Origin of the sequence: Algoriphagus taiwanensis (assembly GCF_036245645.1) — a bacterium.
GTDB lineage: Bacteria > Bacteroidota > Bacteroidia > Cytophagales > Cyclobacteriaceae > Algoriphagus > Algoriphagus taiwanensis.
This window is the reverse complement of record NZ_BTPE01000009.1, coordinates 171,050-186,754: the sequence shown is the minus strand read 5'-3', so window position 1 is coordinate 186,754 and position 15,705 is coordinate 171,050. Positions and strand designations below refer to the sequence as shown.

The window sequence follows — 15,705 nt, the reverse complement described above, 5'->3', positions numbered from 1 at the left end:
GAAAAAAATTCTTCTATGAAGAAAATCGTAACCCTCGGGGAAATCATGCTCAGGCTATCTCCTCCCGGCAATCAACGCTTCTTTCAGACAACCTCACTGAATGTGGAATTTGGTGGCTCCGAAGCCAATGTAGGAGCAGCTTTGGCTTATTGGGGGATGGATGTGGCGCATGTCACAGCTTTCCCGGACCATGAGCTGGGCCGATCCGCAGCAGGCAAGCTTAGAAATGTAGGAATAGACACGCGCTTTGTTCAATTCTCACCGGGAAGGATGGGGATCTATTTTTTGGAACATGGAGCAATGCAGCGCAGCAGTCAGATAATCTACGATCGGGCTGGTTCTTCTTTTGCCCAGCTTGATCCCAAGGTCTTGAATTGGGAAGAAATATTGGATGGGGCTGATTGGTTTCATTGGTCTGGGATTACTCCGGCACTTTCTCAAAACTGTGCAGACATTACTCTCCAGGCTTTGGAAGTCGCTGCAAAAAAAGGAGTCAAAGTCAGCGGAGACTTGAATTACCGAAGTAACCTCTGGCAGTACGGCAAATCTCCCGATGAAATCATGCCTCGGCTTATGGAGTTGACTCATGTGATGATAGCGGGCTCAAGGGATTTTAAGCAATGTCTAGGTGAAGACTTCAAAAGCTTTGCGGAAGTCAGGTCCATGGCTTTTGAGCGCTTTAAGCGCTTGGAATACATTGTGAAAACTGATCGAATATCCCATAGCTCTTCAAGCAATACCCTTTCGGCTGCTCTTTACGCCAAGAAAAAGACCTTTTCCTCCAGAGCCTACGAACTTACCCATATTGTGGATAGGGTGGGGACCGGTGATGCTTTTGCAGGCGGGTTGATTTATGGTCTTTTGGAAATGAAACCCAAAGAGGCGATTGAGTTTGCCATGGCTGCAGGAGCTATGAAGCATAGTGTGCCCGGAGATGTTCTGATCTGCTCCCTTCAGGAAGTGAAGGAACTTGCAGACGGAGAAGCTACAGGAAAAATCAAACGATAATGAGAAACCCAAGCCCTTTTATCCAACGCATGCATGCAGGAGGCATGATGCCGATATTTTTCCACCCGGATGAGCAGGTGTGCTTAGACTTACTCTTCGCGGCCTATGAAGGTGGAGTGCGAGTCATAGAGATGGTCAATCGGGGAAAAGAGGCCAAAACCATTTTCCCAAAAATCAGAGAAGCAGCCAGTCGGATGCCTGGTTTATACTTGGGAGTGGGGACTATCTATCATCCTTTTGAAGCGGAGGAGTTTCTGGATATGGGGGCTGAATTTATCGTAGCGCCAGTCATGAACCCGAAATTGGGCGAATATTGTGCGAAGGTTGATGTGCCTTGGATTCCCGGATGCGGAACCGTTTCCGAAGTTTTTTTCGCTCAACAGCTTGGTTCCCAATTGGTAAAGATCTATCCTGCCAATATTCTGACGCCTGAGTTTGTGCCTGCAGTCCATGCGGTTTTGCCCCAAATCGAAATTATTCCCACAGGAGGAGTGGAACCGACCGCCGAAAGTATGAAGGCTTGGTTTGATGCCGGTGTGCTATGTGTCGGCATGGGATCTCAGCTATTCCGAAAAGACCTGATCAATCGGGGAGCTTTTGGAGAAATTCAGGAAAGAGTAAAGCAAGCAATGAATATCATCGAGTCTATTCGAGAACAACAAACCCAATGAACCCAAAACTGACGCTTATTCTCTTGTTTTTGCTGGCCTTGGCAGGATGCAAAGAGGATTCACGAGTAAAAATCATCAAAATGGGCCATGCCCAAGTCACTGCCCATCCGGTGCACAATGCCATGGTTTTTTTGGCACAAAGGCTGGAAGAGAAATCCAAAGGCAGGATCAAAGTCAAAGTTTACCCCAATCAGCAATTAGGTACGGAAAGAGAACTGATCGAGCTGCTTCAGATTGGAAGTGTGGGTATGACCAAGGTCTCAGCCGCTTCCTTGGAGGCATTTTCTCCTGAAATCAGCGTTTTTGGGATTCCCTTTCTTTTCCGGGATGATGAGCATACCAATCAGGTTTTGAATGGGGAGATCGGAACCGAACTTTTGCTTAGCTGCCAGAAGTTTTGGCTCCGTGGCCTTTGCTTTTATGATGCAGGGAAAAGAAGTTTCTATACCAAAACCAAGCCTGTCGAGACTCCCGCAGACCTTGCCGGACTAAAAGTAAGGGTGCAGGAATCCAAAATGGCCATCAATATGGTACGGGCCATGGGTGGGTCCCCAACTCCGGTGGCCTATGGGGAGCTATATACGGCCCTTCAGCAAGGAATAGTCGATGCTGCTGAAAACAACCCGCCCAGCTTTTACAACTCCCGGCACTATGAAGTATGTAAATTCTACTCGATTGACGAGCATACCATGGTGCCCGATGTCGTTTTAGTCAGTACTAAAGTTTGGGAAAATCTGAACCCGCAGGAGCAACAGTGGCTTCAGGAAGCTGCAGATGAGTCTGCTGTCTATCAAGCCAAACTCTGGAAGGAGTCAGTAGAAGAATCCATGCGAGAGGTTCAAAAGGCCGGAGTGGTGGTATCCTATCCTTCAAAGGATGCTTTTCGTGAGCAGGTCCAGTCTATTTATGATGGAGTCGAGGCGGAAAACCCGGTTTTGGCCCGATTGATCGAACGAATCCAAAATACACGCGAATGAAAGTCAAAGCCTTTTTGGATCAATTTATCCAAGTATTGATTGCAGTCCTCATGGGGCTGATGGTGGTCAATGTGACTTGGCAGGTCTTTTCCAGATATGTTTTGGGAGATCCCAGTTCCTTTACTGATGAGCTTTCCCGCTACATGATGATTTGGCTGGGATTGGCCGGCGCAGCTTATGTTTCCGGCAAAAACGGGCACTTGGCCATTGATATTCTTCCCGAAAAGCTCAAAGGCAAGCAATTGCTTTACCTCCAATTGTTCATTCACACCTTGGTCATTGTATTTGGACTTTTCGTGATGATTATCGGAGGGGGGAATTTGGTCTACATTACCCAAATCCTGCAACAGAAGTCCGCCACCCTACAGATACCTCTTTCCTGGATTTATGGAATTGTCCCTATTTCCGGAGCCTTGGTGGTGTACTACCATTTGTTTCATATTATCCAACTAATTAAACCCAAAGCCTAGTCATGGAGTGGATCGGTATTGTCATCTTGATCTTAAGTTTTGTCACCCTTCTGGTTTTGGGGGTTCCGGTAGCTTGGAGTTTGGGTCTTTCCAGCTTTTTCACCTTGCTGATTACCGTGTCAGCGCTTCCGGCCTCAACTACCATAGCTCAAAGAATGGCTACGGGCTTGGATAGTTTTGCGCTTTTGGCGATTCCCTTTTTCGTTTTGGCGGGAGAAATCATGAATCGGGGAGGGATTGCTAACCGACTGATTGATTTTGCCAAAGGTCTAACGGGGAGGCTTCCGGGTGGATTGCTGTATGTGAATATTATAGCGGCGATGCTCTTTGGGGCTATTGCCGGTTCAGCTGCTGCCGCCGCATCTGCCATAGGCAGTATTTTGGGAAAAAGAATGGACGAAGAAGGCTACCCCAAGACATTGGGAGCTTCCGTTAACATTACTTCCTCCACCACAGGCTTGATTATTCCTCCTTCGAATATTCTGATTATTTATTCCCTGGCAAGTGGGGGAGTGTCCATTGCAGCCCTGTTTGTAGCAGGCTACCTGCCCGGCTTACTGCTCGGTCTCACACTAATGGTCTGTGCTGCCATTTTTGTCAAAAAACACCGGATCAAAGGAGGAGAGTCGGTCAGCTTGGGAGAATTGGGCACCTCTTTTTGGAGAGCTTTGCCTAGCTTATTTTTGCTTTTTGTGGTGATCGGGGGGATTGTTGCCGGAGTTTTTACTGCTACAGAAGCATCCGCAATCGCTGTAGTTTACACCTTGGTACTTTCCTTTGCATACAGAGAGTTAAAGCTCAAAGAGCTACCCGGAATTCTCGTCAGAAGTTCGGAAACTACTGCGGTGGTATTGCTGCTTATCGGCACTTCCATGAGTATGTCGTGGGTGATGTCGGCTGAGGATATTCCTCAGATGATCAGCGATTTTATGCTGAATGTGAGTGATAACAAATGGGTGATTCTGATCCTGATCAACCTGATTCTTCTAGCCGTTGGAGTGTTTATGGATATCACTCCGGCCGTTTTGATTTTCACTCCGATATTTCTTCCTGTAGTGACCAAAGTGGGAATTGATCCGGTCCATTTCGGAATCATGATGGTGCTGAACCTTTGTATCGGCTTGTGTACTCCTCCGGTGGGTTCTCTGCTTTTTGTGGGAGTTTCTATCGCGAAGATTTCCCTGACTCAGGTCATTCGCCCATTGATTCCTTTCTTCCTGGCTATGATTGTGGCTTTGGCTTTGATTATGATTTTCCCAGAAATCACGCTTTTCCTTCCTCGTCTATTTGATTTGATTTAGGGCTTCAAGGTAAATTGAGAAATAAAAAAGAAGGCTGTCTTTGATCGGACAGCCTTTTTCGGTTTATAGGTTAGGTTGAGGAGTTGTTCTCAAATAAGGTTTGATGATTTTATGTCCTTTCGGAAATCTTGAGGGTATGTCCTCAGTTGGAATAGCAGGTGCTACGACCACATCCTCTCCATGTTTCCAATTGGCAGGGGTAGCCACTGAGTAATTTGCCGTAAGCTGAAGGGAGTCGATCACCCTAAGCAGTTCATCAAAGTTTCTTCCCGTACTGGCTGGATAGGTAATGGTTAATTTGATTTTTTTGTCCGGTCCGATGATAAATACCGAGCGAACGGTGAAGTTTTCATTGGAATTGGGGTGAATCATGTCGTACAAAGCAGATACTTTTTTGTCATGATCGGCAATGATGGGAAAGTTCACCGCTGTGCCTTGCGTCTCCTGAATATCTCCTATCCAGCTTTTATGACTTTCCAAGCCGTCGACGCTCAGGGCAATTACCTTTACATTTCTCCGGGCAAACTCATCACGAAGTTTTGCCACAGCGCCTAGTTCTGTGGTACAAACCGGGGTAAAGTCTGCCGGATGTGAAAATAAGATACCCCAGCTATCTCCAAGAAATTCGTGAAATTGAATTGTTCCTTCTGTGGATTCTGCTTTGAAATCCGGGGCAATGTCTCCTAGTCGTAAACTCATTTGAATAATATTTAAAGTCTATAGAAATAATAGGGTAAAGATAAGGCTTTTCTTCTTTAGGAAAAATCAAAACAGGGATTCGTTTTTAAATGGCTGATCTTTGGGTTTTTAACCCAAAAAAAATCATTTCAGGTGTGGGAATTGGTAAAAATCAAATTGTCAATCACTTGACTTTTTTGATATTTTTTAAGCTTCCATTATTCAAAAAACGCTTTTTCAATAGTTTATTATTTAGCTTTTTTGGCAATGTCACAATCTAAATCCAACCTATAATTCGTATTTAAATTCTAAACAAACTATCCAATGAAAACCTACTACAATCCAGAAGATCTGAAAAAATTTGGCAACATCACCGAGCTTCAAAAAGCGATGGGAGATAAGTTTTTTGCTTATTACGCTGAGGTTTTTAAAGAAGGTGCGCTTACTGCACGTGAAAAATCCCTTATTGCTCTTGCTGTAGCCCATGCTATCCAATGTCCCTACTGTATCGATGCATACTCTGTCGATACTATGGAAAAAGGCTGTGACGAAGAGCAAATGATGGAAGCAGTACATGTAGCAGCGGCCATCCGCGGAGGAGCATCCTTGGTCCACGGAACCCAAATGATGAATAAAATCAAGGAATTGTCCATGTGATGAAGTCATTAAAAGCTTTAAATCATTCATTAGCCAATCCTAAAGGAGCCTTCGATGTCCTTGAGTCACCGGTCTTTGGACGGGAAGTATCTTTTGCTGAACATTTGGAGGCCTCGGGTCTTTTTCCCTTGAAGCCTACCCAACTTGAGATTTTCCAGATTAATCTTGGCAAAATGTGCAATCAGGTGTGCAAGCATTGTCATGTGGATGCCGGTCCGGACAGAAAAGAAATCATGACTCGGCAAACCATGCTGGAATGCCTGCGGGTGATCAAGTCTGAGTCAAGTCTCCACACGGTAGACTTGACAGGAGGCGCTCCGGAGATGAATCCGGATTTTAGATGGCTGGTAGAGGAGATTCGAAGCTCCCGGCCGGATATCAAGATCATTGTCAGATGCAACCTAACCATCATCCTAGCCAATCCCAGATTTCATGATTTACCCGATTTTTTCAAAACCAATCGGGTAGAGGTAGTTTCTTCTTTGCCTTATTTCACAGCAAGCAGAACTGATTCGCAAAGGGGAGATGGGGTTTTTGACAAATCCCTCGAAGCACTAAAAAGACTGAATGCCGTTGGCTACGGTATGGAAAATTCTGATTTGGTTTTGAATTTGGTTTACAATCCAGCCGGAGCCTTCCTTCCTGGAGATCAAAGCGAATTGGAAAAGGAATTCAAAAAGAAGCTTTTAGACCGCTACGGTATTCATTTCAATTCGCTTTTTACCATCACCAATATTCCGATTTCCAGATTTTTGGAATATTTGGTTCGGTCTGAGAATTATGAAGGATACATGGAAAAGCTCGTGGATTCTTATAATCCTTCAGCTGCGGCAGGGGTAATGTGCCGAAATACCCTATCGATCGGCTGGGATGGGTACCTTTACGATTGCGATTTCAATCAAATGCTGGAAATGAAAGTAGAAAAAGGAGCTTCCCAGCATATCGCAGAGTGGAATTCTGCGTCTCTTCTCCAAAGGTCGATTCAAATCAACAATCATTGTTTCGGGTGTACGGCGGGTGCCGGTTCTAGCTGTGGAGGAGCAACAGCCTGATGGAAAAAACCGCCCTTTTGATTTTCCAGAAAAATCCCGAACTCGGAAAGGTGAAAACCAGGCTGGCTGCTGGAATCGGTGACCAAAAAGCGCTGGAAATCTATCGTGCCTTGATCCAACTGACACTCCAAGAAGCTGAAAAGTCCGGCTTTGATCTCTATGTTTACTATTCCTCGTTCATTCCGGAGCGGATCGATTCCTCCGCTTTTCGGGCGTGCTTGCAACATGGGATGGACTTGGGTGAAAGAATGGAAAATGCCTTCAGCGATATCTTTTCTTTGGGTTACTCCAAGGCGATGATTATCGGGACTGACTGCCCAGAACTCAGCTCGGATATCCTTTTGGAGGCAGAAAGGCAATTGGAAGAAAACCAGGTGGTGATAGGGCCGGCAGAAGATGGGGGATATTATCTTTTAGGACTTAAGGCTTTCCACCCTCAATTGTTCCGGTCGATAGCCTGGAGTACGAGTTCGGTTTTGAAAGAAACCCTTGCCCGTGCAAAAGCCTTTCGTCTGAAAACCAGCTTGATAATCTCACTTAGTGATTTGGATACTGAAGAGGATTTGAAAAGTTTACTGGACAAGTCTCCGGTTTGGAAGGAAAGAATCGGTTGGGAATGAAGTGCATTCGGCAAAGAATAATATCCCATTTCTTCTTTTTGGGGATGTTGGTTTGGTTCTCCTTTTCGGGCTCGAAGTGTCATGCTCAAAGGGCTGAGATTGCCCAGTTTGAGGTGGTGGTGTTAGGGATAAAAATCGGGGATTTAGAAGCCAAAAAAGTGAAAGAAGCGGAAGGTACTATGCTATATGAGGCCAATAGCCAGGTTAAGTTTTGGTTTTTTGGCTCAGTGAATGTAAGCTTTTTGACTCAGTCCCATTTTGAGAAAAACTATATCGTGAATACAAAATCTTCCAGCCAGACCAATCGGGGTGATTTTCATTCTGAGGTTTGGTGGAGGGGAGAAGAATACCGGGTAAATGCCCAAACCTATGAGTTTGAAAATCAAACACCTCTGCCCGGACCTATAGCCTGGTGCAGTACCAAACTCTTTTTTGAAGAGCCTCAGGATGGAGATATCTTTTTATCAGAGGTTTATGGTCTTTCCCAAAAAATCAAAGAAATCGAACCCGGTGTCTATGAGATTGAGATCAATGGAAATGCTAATCGGTATTACTATCAATCCGGAAAGCTGGAGAAAATCGTACTTGAGAATCCAATCAAAAACTACCAAATCAGAAGAGTAAAATGAAGGATGTACTTCGGCTTTCGGTGATTATTCCTGTGTTGAATGAGGAGGCTAATCTCAGAGAATTACTTCCTTTGATTCGAAAGTTTGGTGGAGAGTTTGTGGAGGATTTAATTGTCGTAGACGGGGGTAGTCTCGATCAAAGTGTTGCCGTTTCCAGAGCTTTGGGGGCAAAAGTTTTGGAGTTGAAGGAGGCATCCCGGGCGAAGCAGATGAACTTCGGTGCTGAACAAGCAGGAGGCAATACCTTATATTTTGTTCATGCAGACACTCGGCCTCTTCCCAGTTTTGCTATGGATATTCAGGAGGCCAGATTGAGGGGATTTCGGGCGGGTTGCTATAGATACCAGTTTGATTCGAGCCATTTCCTTCTCAAAATCAACAGCTGGGCGACGCGCTTTAATGGTCTTTTTTCCGGGGGAGGAGATCAGACTTTATTCATTTCCAAAGAGTTTTTTAAAGAATTAGGCGGTTTTAACAATGATTTCTGCCTAATGGAGGATTTTGATTTGGTTAGAAGGATAAAGAAAAAGGCTTCATTTTACATCATTCCAAAATCCATCCGGGTTTCTGCGAGGAAATACGAAAACAATTCTTGGTTGAGAGTTCAATTGGTCAATCTTTTTGTTTTCTTGTTGTTTCATGCCGGTCGATCCCCACAATCATTAAAAGAGATCTACGGTAAATATCTCAACCATGGATGAAAATAGGTATCAGCTAAACGGAATCCAGCAAGTCGGAATAGGTGTCGAGGACCTGGAGACTTCGTGGAAATGGTACCGGAAAGCCTTTGGGATGGATGTCCCTATTTTTCAGGATAAGGCGGAGGCTCGCTTGATGAAATCCTACACCGGGGATGAAGTCCATTCTCGGCATGCTGTTTTGGCGATGAATATGCAAGGAGGTGGAGGCTTTGAGATATGGCAGTTTACCAGTCGGGAACCTCAGCCTTTTTTTGGAACTGTGACATGGGGTGATTTGGGGATTTTCGCTGTGAAAATCAGGACAAGAGATGTCCGAAAGTCCAGAGAATGGTTGAAAGAATGCGGTGCCAATCTTCTTACTCCCATTTTGATGCATCCGGACGGAACCCGGAGTTTTTTTATTCGTGACCCTTTTTCCAATGTCTTCGAAATCCGTGAATCAGACTCTTGGTTTGGTTCTGGAAAGCACCTTCATGGAGGAGTGATGGGGGTCTGCATCGGTGTAAGGGACTTAGCGCATTCCCTTAGTTTATACCAAAAGGTCTTGGGATTTGAAAAATCGGTATACCAAGAGGAAGAATTTTCCCAAGCTTGGGGAGGCAATGATGTGGTTTCCCGTCGGTGTCTGTTGTCAATGTCGGGTAAAAATCCCGGTGCATTCGGAGCCTTGCTTTGTACAGCCCAAATTGAATTGGTACAAATGCTCCACGGTACTCCCAAAAAGATCTTTGAAGACCGATTTTGGGGCGATTTAGGGTTTATTCATTGCTGCCTGGATGTCAATGGGATGCATGATTTAAAGACCAAAGCCTCCCATGCCGGCTATCCATTCACAGTTGATAGTGAATATAGTTTCGATATGGGAAAAGCATCTGGCCATTTTTGCTATCTGGAAGATGCAGATGGCACATTGATCGAGATGGTAGAAACCCATAAGGTGCCGATTTTTGAAAAATTCAACTGGTACCTCCAGCTTAAATCCCGAAATCCAAAGAAAAACCTTCCTGTGTTTTTGGTAAAGATGCTAGCCCTTAATCGAGTGAAGGATTAATTGAGACAAGTTTGATGGCCAAATCTACCAGCCGATTGGCATAGCCAGATTCGTTGTCATACCAGCCTACTACTTTTACCAAATTTTCTTTTGCTGAAGTCAGGGCTTCATCCAGAATGCAGGAGTGAGTATTTCCAATGATATCCATGGATACAATTGGGTCCGATTCCACCTGTAGGATTCCGTTCATTCCGTTTTGCTCAGCATCTCGAAAGGCTTGGTTGATTTCTTCTGCACTCGGAGACTTTTCCAACTCCACAATCAAATCGGTCAAGGACCCATCAGGTACGGGTACTCGCATCGCAGAGGCCTCAATTCGGCCGGAAATAGCGGGAAGCACCCGGTCCAATGCCTTTCCTGCATTGGTCGTAGTGGGGATAATGGAATATGCAGCGGCTCTGGCCCTTCTTAGATCGCGGTGGGGGGCATCGTGGAGGTTTTGGTCGTTGGTGTAGGAGTGAACCGTAGAAGCGTATCCCTTGACTACTCCAAAGCGCTCATGGAGCACTTTGATCATTGGGGCAAGGCAATTGGTTGTACAGGAGGCATTGGAAACAATGGGTTCCTTGCCTGTCAATATGGAATCGTTTACTCCCAATACAACCATAGGAATGCTGTCATCTGCTGCCGGGGCTGAGATAATGACTCGTTTGGCCCCAGCTTGTACGTGTTTTTCTGCACCCTCTCGATGGGTGAATCGCCCGGTACATTCCAATACCAAATCGATGTTCAAATCTTTCCAAGGAAGATGGATGGGATCAGCCTGGCAAAGCAGCAAAATCTGCTCTTCGTCAATAGTCAGATAGGGTAGGGACAGTCCGACCTTCTTTTCCAGCTTTCCGTGAATGGAATCGTACTTCAGCAAATGAGCGATCGAATCGGGCTGTGCCAAATCATTGATAGCCACTAGCTGAAACTGGGGATTGTCCAACAGCAATTTGGCAGTATATCTGCCTATCCGGCCAAAACCATTGATGGCCACTCGAATTTTGGGTAAGCTTGAGTTCATTGGGTTTTTATTCCGGGACGAAATTAGCTAAAAGTCTTGATGGTAATTCAAGCAAATTTTTAGGGCTTTGGTTCAGTGATTTAACCATTTTCCAAAGAAATTTTTGCAGCACTTTTGGCTTTGTAAACTTGACCCGCTATATTTGCACAACCTTTTGAAAAAGCACGTTTTTCAATAAAAAAATGGTCCGTTCGTCTAGGGGTTAGGACGTATCCCTTTCACGGATAAAACACGGGTTCGATTCCCGTACGGACTACTTAACATCCTGATTTGCATTGATTTATGAAATTTTATTCTCTTCGTAAATCAGTTTGATTTTTCACCATTCTATGGTCCGTTCGTCTAGGGGTTAGGACGTATCCCTTTCACGGATAAAACACGGGTTCGATTCCCGTACGGACTACTAAGACGTCAAGCTCAATCACCGAGTAGTCTTAACTTATTTTTGTTTTATGGTTGTTAGTGGTTAAAGTGAACAAAATCCCGGTCTTTGATCGGGATTTTTGTTTTTTACGGCATTTTGATCAACGGCAAGCGGAATATTTGCCTTTTTCCTATTTTTCTGTTTCAAAATTCCAACAGTTATGCCCAAAGCCTATTTTCCTTTTCGGTTTTCTTCATTTCCTGCTTTAGCAATCCTTCTTGTACTTTTTTCATGTAAAAAGCAGGAGGAAGTGGACCTCCGGATTCATACCCTGACCAAGGATCAGATTCTTCCTTTAGTAGAAAGTGCCAAAACATCTGTAAACCCAATCCTACCCGAAGGACTCAAGCTCGAGGTTTGGGCGGTGGATTCTTTGGTCAAAGACCCGATTTCCATTCAGGTAAATGATCAGGGAGATATTCTTTATTCCCGCTCACCGAGAAGAAATACCGCTGAATTTGATATTCGGGGACATCAGTCCTGGGAGATTCGCTCCATTTCCCTTCAGAATATAGATGACAAGCGGGCATTTCTCCGAGAGGAGCTTTCCCCTGAGCGATCTTCAGAAAACACCTGGCTGACTGACCTCAACGGGGATGGAAGCCACGACTGGAGAGATATGCTGGTGGAGAAAAATGAGGTTTATAAGCTTCGCGATTCGGATGGAGATGGATTTGCAGATTGGTCTCAGCTGATGGTTCAGGACTTTCATGAGGAGGTGACTGATGTGGCAGGAGGGCTGATGGAAACTGAGGATGCTCTTTTTGTGGCAGCCGGTCCCGATTTGTGGAGGTTGATGGATAAAAATGGGGATGGGATCATGGACGAGAAGCAATCTCTGTCCTATGGGTATGGAATCCACATCGGTTTTGGGGCACATGGTATGTCAGGAATTGAAATGGGACCTGACGGGAGAATTTATTGGGGAATAGGGGATATTGGCTTCAATGGAAAAGGACCTGACGGTACCGAGTGGAAGTATCCCAACCGGGGAGTGATTGCCCGGGCAAATCCAGACGGAAGTGACTTTGAGATTTTTGCCATGGGGGTGAGAAATACCCACGAGTTTGTTTTTGATCAGTACAACAACTTGATCTCAGTGGACAATGACGGGGATCATAGAGGGGAAAGCGAGCGCTTGGTCTACCTGACAAATGGCTCAGATACAGGCTGGAGGATCAACTGGCAGTTTGGAAAATACAGAGATCCGGATAATAATACCTACAAGGTCTGGATGGACGAGAAGCTGTACCTTCCTCGATGGGAAGGACAGGCGGCCTACATCACTCCTTGTATCCAAAACTACATCAATGGACCCACAGGAATGCTTTTCAATCCGGGTACAGGATTGGGTGAGCGTTGGAAAGACCACTTTTTCGTGGTGGAGTTTGTCGGTAATCCTTCTACTTCAGGCTTGCATGCCTTTCAGCTTCAGCCAAAGGGAGCTTCTTTCGAGATGACCAAAACCGAAAAGGTAATAGGTAATTTTTTACCAACTGGAATTGATTTCGCTCCTGATGGGTCCATGTATCTGGCAGACTGGATATTTGGATGGAATGACAAAAACTATGGACGGATCTGGAGATTGACAGATGAAACAGCCAAAGGTTGGGAATTGCAAAAGCAGACGGAAGCCGAAATCAAAGCTGATTACAAAAAGCTCAGCGAGAAAGAGCTGGAGACTAAACTCTATTTCGGAGACCTGAGAGTAAGGAGAAAAGCTCAATTTGAACTGGCCCGAAGAGGAGAAAAGGGAGGGGAAGTATTTGCAAGAGTGATCCAAGACGAAAGCAATCAGCTGGCAAGAGTACACGCCATCGTGGGATTGAGTCAGCTGGCAAGAATGGAAAAAATGGACTTTGCAGATGCACTTGTGCCTTTGCTGAAAGACAAAGATCCAGAAATCCGTGCCCAGGCTGCCAAATGGCTGGGTGATATCCGATATTCCAAAGCGGGGAAAGAATTGATGGCTGGGCTTCAGGATGAAAACTCCCGAGTCCGCTTTTTCAGTGCAGAAGCTTTGGGACGAAGCAGCAATCAGGAGGCTGTACAGCCCTTGATTTCGCTTTTGGAATCCAACAATGATGAAGATGCCTACATCCGCCATGCAGCCTCTTTGGCTTTGGCTAGAATTGGACAGGTGGAGCCTGTAGCGGCACTTTCCGCTCATCCTTCCTTTGCTGTTCGTTTGGGAGCGGTTGTCGCCTTAAGAAGAATGGAATCTCCCGAACTGGTTCGATTCCTGGACGATTCCAATGAATTGGTGGTGACTGAAGCTGCAAGAGCAATCCATGACGACTTTTCTATTCCAGAGGCTATGCCTGCTTTGGGAGCCCTACTTAGCACTACTAACTTCCAAAATGAGGCTTTGATCCGAAGAGCAATCAGCGCCAATCAGCGATTGGGAAATGTAGAAAACCTGAACCATCTGTTGATTTATTTAGGGAAGCCCGGAATATCCGAACCACTTCGAATGGAGACGCTTGCAGCAATAGGTACTTGGGCAAAACCCTCCTTGGTTGACCGGGTAGATGGTCGATATCGAGGTGTGGTCGAAAGAGATCCTGCATTGATCCGCGATCAGGTGAAACCGGTGCTCATCTCTCAGATCAATCAGCCTGCCGAAGGCTTGAGAATGGAGTCGGCCAAGGCTTTGGGAAGATTGGGAGTAAAAGATGCTCAGGATTTGCTTTTGCTCAAATTGAAATCAGACCCTTCTGACGGGGTGAAAATACAAGCCTTGGATGCCTTGGTTGCTTTGAATTCGGATAAGTTGGGAGAGGCGATTTCCTCTGCGATGAAAGATCGATCTCAGTCCGTTCGAGTTGCCGGGTTAAGCTACTTGGCGGAGCTGGACCTTCCTTCCGATCAGAAGGTGCAGCTATTGACTGATATTATCCAAAACCAAACTGTCCCCGAGAAGCAAACGGGTCTTTTGACCTTGGCAGGGTTGGAAGGAAGCCAATCTTTCCCGGTTTGGAAGACGTTTCTGAGTGATTTTGAAGCCGGGAAAATGCCGGAAGCAACTTGGATAGAACTGGAAGAGGCTATAGAGCAGACCGGTTCTGAGGAACTCAAAAAGCAATTTACAGCTGCATTGGATGCCAAAGCCGGGGGAGAAGAGTGGAAGAAATATTCAGGAGCTTTGGCACAGGGGAATGTACGGTTGGGCAGATCCATTTTCTTCGAGAATCAAACAGCACAGTGTATCCGGTGTCATGCCTACACGGATATGGGAGGCACGGCTGGACCTCCTTTGGATGGGATAGGCCGAAAGCTGTCCCGAGAGGAATTACTCATCGCCTTGGTAGAGCCTAGCAAAAGGCTGGCACCGGGTTATGGTTTTGTGACTTTGGAGATGAATTCCGGAGAAAAGGTGACCGGAACCTTGCTTGAGGAGAATGAAAAGGATTTTCAAATTAGAGTAGGTTCGGAGGACAAAACCATTTCAAAAGCAGATATCAAATCTTCTCAATTGGCCCCATCCAGCATGCCTGCCATGGGGGGCTTATTGAGCAAGCGTGAAATCAGAGACTTGGTTTCCTATTTGAGCACCTTATTGAGTACTGAATGAAAAAGCTGCTGTTTGTTACTTTAGGGATATTATTGGTCATCATTGTGCTTACACCATGGATGCTGATTCTTTTTGCTAAAGAGCAACTGCATGATCCTAAAATAACCCAGCGAGAGAATTTGGTAGAAAAAGCGCCAAAAAAGGTGATTTTGGCACTTTTTCCACATCCAGATGATGAAGTGACTGTGGCAGGAACCCTAATGAAGCTAAAAGAAGACGGGCATGAAATCCGAATTGCCACTTTGACCAAAGGGGAAAAAGGCAAATCTTCAGGCATCGAGGATGAGGAAGTCCTGGCAGAAATCCGCTCTGAAGAGATGCAAGAAGCGGCTGATCTGATTGGAGCCTCGAAACTTCACCTGTTGGATTATCCGGACAGCGGTTTGTCTGCGATCGGTTTGGATTCTCTGAAAGGGATTGTTTCAGATTTGATAGACCAAATTCAGCCGGATGTCCTGATTACTTATGATTCCAAAGTGGGGCTTTATGGCCATCCTGATCATCGATTGTCCGGTTTGGCTGTGGAGCAAGTCTTTCAGGAAAACTCATCCAATCCCCAATTCAAACCTCAAAACCTATTTCAGGTTACGCTTTGCTCCAAGCAGATCAAAGTAGCCATGAAGCTTTCTTCCAGTTTCAATAAAAACTACCCGGAAGACCCTTCTCAGGGATTACCGAAACCGGATTTTTCAGTGAAGACCCAGGAACATTTTCCTCAGGTATTGGAAGTAATGAATGCTCATGAGAGCCAAAAGAAGGTGCTCAAAGACCTAATGCCCTTTCATGACCGGGTTCCGGTATGGATGTATTCCAGGGTTTTTGACAGGGAGTACTTTCACGAGGTAAAATAATTTCATTTCAGACAGGCATTTTGCCAAATCAG

General features: G+C 45.4%; 15 protein-coding genes and 2 tRNA genes. 15 read left to right on the top strand and 2 right to left on the bottom strand.

What is annotated here, in order from left to right:
• Window positions 1-15 precede the first annotated feature (15 nt).
• The 5 genes from AAA938_RS13675 to AAA938_RS13655 are packed head-to-tail and all read left to right on the top strand — an operon-like array spanning window position 16 to window position 4,427.
• The gene (locus AAA938_RS13675) at window positions 16-1,008 is read left to right on the top strand and encodes a PfkB family carbohydrate kinase (protein ID WP_338229302.1); all 993 of its coding nucleotides are present in this window, start codon (window positions 16-18) and stop codon (window positions 1,006-1,008) included.
• A complete protein-coding gene (locus AAA938_RS13670; protein ID WP_338229301.1) occupies window positions 1,008-1,679 on the top strand; it encodes a beta/alpha barrel domain-containing protein in 672 nt (223 codons plus the stop codon). Before AAA938_RS13675 ends, AAA938_RS13670 begins: the two co-directional genes overlap by 1 nt.
• Window positions 1,676-2,656, top strand: a complete 981-nt coding sequence (locus AAA938_RS13665; RefSeq protein WP_338229300.1) for a TRAP transporter substrate-binding protein — start codon at window positions 1,676-1,678, stop codon at window positions 2,654-2,656. The genes AAA938_RS13670 and AAA938_RS13665 overlap by 4 nt, the downstream gene beginning before the upstream one ends.
• Entirely contained in the window at window positions 2,653-3,126 is a 474-nt protein-coding gene (locus AAA938_RS13660) for a TRAP transporter small permease (protein WP_338229299.1), read from the top strand. Before AAA938_RS13665 ends, AAA938_RS13660 begins: the two co-directional genes overlap by 4 nt.
• A 2-nt stretch (window positions 3,127-3,128) precedes the next feature.
• Complete coding sequence (locus AAA938_RS13655; protein ID WP_338229298.1) at window positions 3,129-4,427, top strand: TRAP transporter large permease; 1,299 nt, start codon at window positions 3,129-3,131, stop codon at window positions 4,425-4,427.
• Window positions 4,428-4,490: 63 nt separating this feature from the next.
• Here AAA938_RS13655 and AAA938_RS13650 read toward each other — a convergent pair whose 3' ends face one another.
• Window positions 4,491-5,126: a peroxiredoxin gene (locus AAA938_RS13650; RefSeq protein WP_338229297.1), complete on the bottom strand. Its 636-nt coding sequence runs from the start codon at window positions 5,124-5,126 to the stop codon at window positions 4,491-4,493.
• 303 nt (window positions 5,127-5,429) lie between these two features.
• Here AAA938_RS13650 and AAA938_RS13645 point away from each other — a divergent pair, with 303 nt between their 5' ends.
• From AAA938_RS13645 to AAA938_RS13620, 6 genes are read left to right on the top strand one after another with little or no spacing between them, the layout of a single operon-like run.
• Window positions 5,430-5,762: an arsenosugar biosynthesis-associated peroxidase-like protein gene (locus tag AAA938_RS13645; protein ID WP_338229296.1), complete on the top strand. Its 333-nt coding sequence runs from the start codon at window positions 5,430-5,432 to the stop codon at window positions 5,760-5,762.
• Entirely contained in the window at window positions 5,762-6,814 is a 1,053-nt protein-coding gene (arsS, locus tag AAA938_RS13640; RefSeq protein ID WP_338229295.1) for an arsenosugar biosynthesis radical SAM (seleno)protein ArsS, read from the top strand. Before AAA938_RS13645 ends, arsS begins: the two co-directional genes overlap by 1 nt.
• The gene (locus AAA938_RS13635) at window positions 6,814-7,434 is read left to right on the top strand and encodes a TIGR04282 family arsenosugar biosynthesis glycosyltransferase (RefSeq protein WP_338229294.1); all 621 of its coding nucleotides are present in this window, start codon (window positions 6,814-6,816) and stop codon (window positions 7,432-7,434) included. The genes arsS and AAA938_RS13635 overlap by 1 nt, the downstream gene beginning before the upstream one ends.
• The gene (locus AAA938_RS13630; protein ID WP_338229293.1) at window positions 7,431-8,063 is read left to right on the top strand and encodes a DUF6134 family protein; all 633 of its coding nucleotides are present in this window, start codon (window positions 7,431-7,433) and stop codon (window positions 8,061-8,063) included. Before AAA938_RS13635 ends, AAA938_RS13630 begins: the two co-directional genes overlap by 4 nt.
• Window positions 8,060-8,764, top strand: a complete 705-nt coding sequence (locus tag AAA938_RS13625) for a TIGR04283 family arsenosugar biosynthesis glycosyltransferase (RefSeq protein ID WP_338229292.1) — start codon at window positions 8,060-8,062, stop codon at window positions 8,762-8,764. The genes AAA938_RS13630 and AAA938_RS13625 overlap by 4 nt, the downstream gene beginning before the upstream one ends.
• A complete protein-coding gene (locus tag AAA938_RS13620; RefSeq protein ID WP_338229291.1) occupies window positions 8,757-9,815 on the top strand; it encodes a VOC family protein in 1,059 nt (352 codons plus the stop codon). Before AAA938_RS13625 ends, AAA938_RS13620 begins: the two co-directional genes overlap by 8 nt.
• On the opposite strand, the gene gap is transcribed toward AAA938_RS13620, so the two are convergent.
• Window positions 9,796-10,824: a type I glyceraldehyde-3-phosphate dehydrogenase gene (gap, locus tag AAA938_RS13615; protein ID WP_338229290.1), complete on the bottom strand. Its 1,029-nt coding sequence runs from the start codon at window positions 10,822-10,824 to the stop codon at window positions 9,796-9,798. The genes AAA938_RS13620 and gap overlap by 20 nt on opposite strands.
• Before the next feature lie 184 nt (window positions 10,825-11,008).
• On the opposite strand from gap, the gene AAA938_RS13610 reads away from it, so the two are divergent.
• The 4 genes from AAA938_RS13610 (at window position 11,009) to AAA938_RS13595 (ending at window position 15,673) form a co-directional block, all read left to right on the top strand.
• Window positions 11,009-11,080, top strand: a tRNA-Glu gene (locus AAA938_RS13610).
• A 75-nt stretch (window positions 11,081-11,155) separates the two neighbouring features.
• Window positions 11,156-11,227, top strand: a tRNA-Glu gene (locus AAA938_RS13605).
• Between the two features lie 181 nt (window positions 11,228-11,408).
• Window positions 11,409-14,822, top strand: a complete 3,414-nt coding sequence (locus tag AAA938_RS13600; protein ID WP_338229289.1) for a HEAT repeat domain-containing protein — start codon at window positions 11,409-11,411, stop codon at window positions 14,820-14,822.
• Window positions 14,819-15,673, top strand: coding sequence for a PIG-L deacetylase family protein (locus AAA938_RS13595; RefSeq protein ID WP_338229288.1), 855 nt, complete (start codon window positions 14,819-14,821; stop codon window positions 15,671-15,673). Before AAA938_RS13600 ends, AAA938_RS13595 begins: the two co-directional genes overlap by 4 nt.
• The last annotated feature ends 32 nt before the right edge of the window (window positions 15,674-15,705 follow it).

What these genes read in the sequence shown, in the direction of transcription:
- AAA938_RS13675 (WP_338229302.1), top strand. Translation starts at nt 16, where the DNA reads ATGAAGAAAATCGTAACCCTCGGGGAAATCATGCTCAGGCTATCTCCT.
- AAA938_RS13670 (WP_338229301.1), top strand. Translation starts at nt 1,008, where the DNA reads ATGAGAAACCCAAGCCCTTTTATCCAACGCATGCATGCAGGAGGCATG.
- AAA938_RS13665 (WP_338229300.1), top strand. Translation starts at nt 1,676, where the DNA reads ATGAACCCAAAACTGACGCTTATTCTCTTGTTTTTGCTGGCCTTGGCA.
- AAA938_RS13660 (WP_338229299.1), top strand. Translation starts at nt 2,653, where the DNA reads ATGAAAGTCAAAGCCTTTTTGGATCAATTTATCCAAGTATTGATTGCA.
- AAA938_RS13655 (WP_338229298.1), top strand. Translation starts at nt 3,129, where the DNA reads ATGGAGTGGATCGGTATTGTCATCTTGATCTTAAGTTTTGTCACCCTT.
- AAA938_RS13650 (WP_338229297.1), bottom strand. Translation starts at nt 5,126, where the DNA reads ATGAGTTTACGACTAGGAGACATTGCCCCGGATTTCAAAGCAGAATCC.
- AAA938_RS13645 (WP_338229296.1), top strand. Translation starts at nt 5,430, where the DNA reads ATGAAAACCTACTACAATCCAGAAGATCTGAAAAAATTTGGCAACATC.
- arsS (WP_338229295.1), top strand. Translation starts at nt 5,762, where the DNA reads ATGAAGTCATTAAAAGCTTTAAATCATTCATTAGCCAATCCTAAAGGA.
- AAA938_RS13635 (WP_338229294.1), top strand. Translation starts at nt 6,814, where the DNA reads ATGGAAAAAACCGCCCTTTTGATTTTCCAGAAAAATCCCGAACTCGGA.
- AAA938_RS13630 (WP_338229293.1), top strand. Translation starts at nt 7,431, where the DNA reads ATGAAGTGCATTCGGCAAAGAATAATATCCCATTTCTTCTTTTTGGGG.
- AAA938_RS13625 (WP_338229292.1), top strand. Translation starts at nt 8,060, where the DNA reads ATGAAGGATGTACTTCGGCTTTCGGTGATTATTCCTGTGTTGAATGAG.
- AAA938_RS13620 (WP_338229291.1), top strand. Translation starts at nt 8,757, where the DNA reads ATGGATGAAAATAGGTATCAGCTAAACGGAATCCAGCAAGTCGGAATA.
- gap (WP_338229290.1), bottom strand. Translation starts at nt 10,824, where the DNA reads ATGAACTCAAGCTTACCCAAAATTCGAGTGGCCATCAATGGTTTTGGC.
- AAA938_RS13600 (WP_338229289.1), top strand. Translation starts at nt 11,409, where the DNA reads ATGCCCAAAGCCTATTTTCCTTTTCGGTTTTCTTCATTTCCTGCTTTA.
- AAA938_RS13595 (WP_338229288.1), top strand. Translation starts at nt 14,819, where the DNA reads ATGAAAAAGCTGCTGTTTGTTACTTTAGGGATATTATTGGTCATCATT.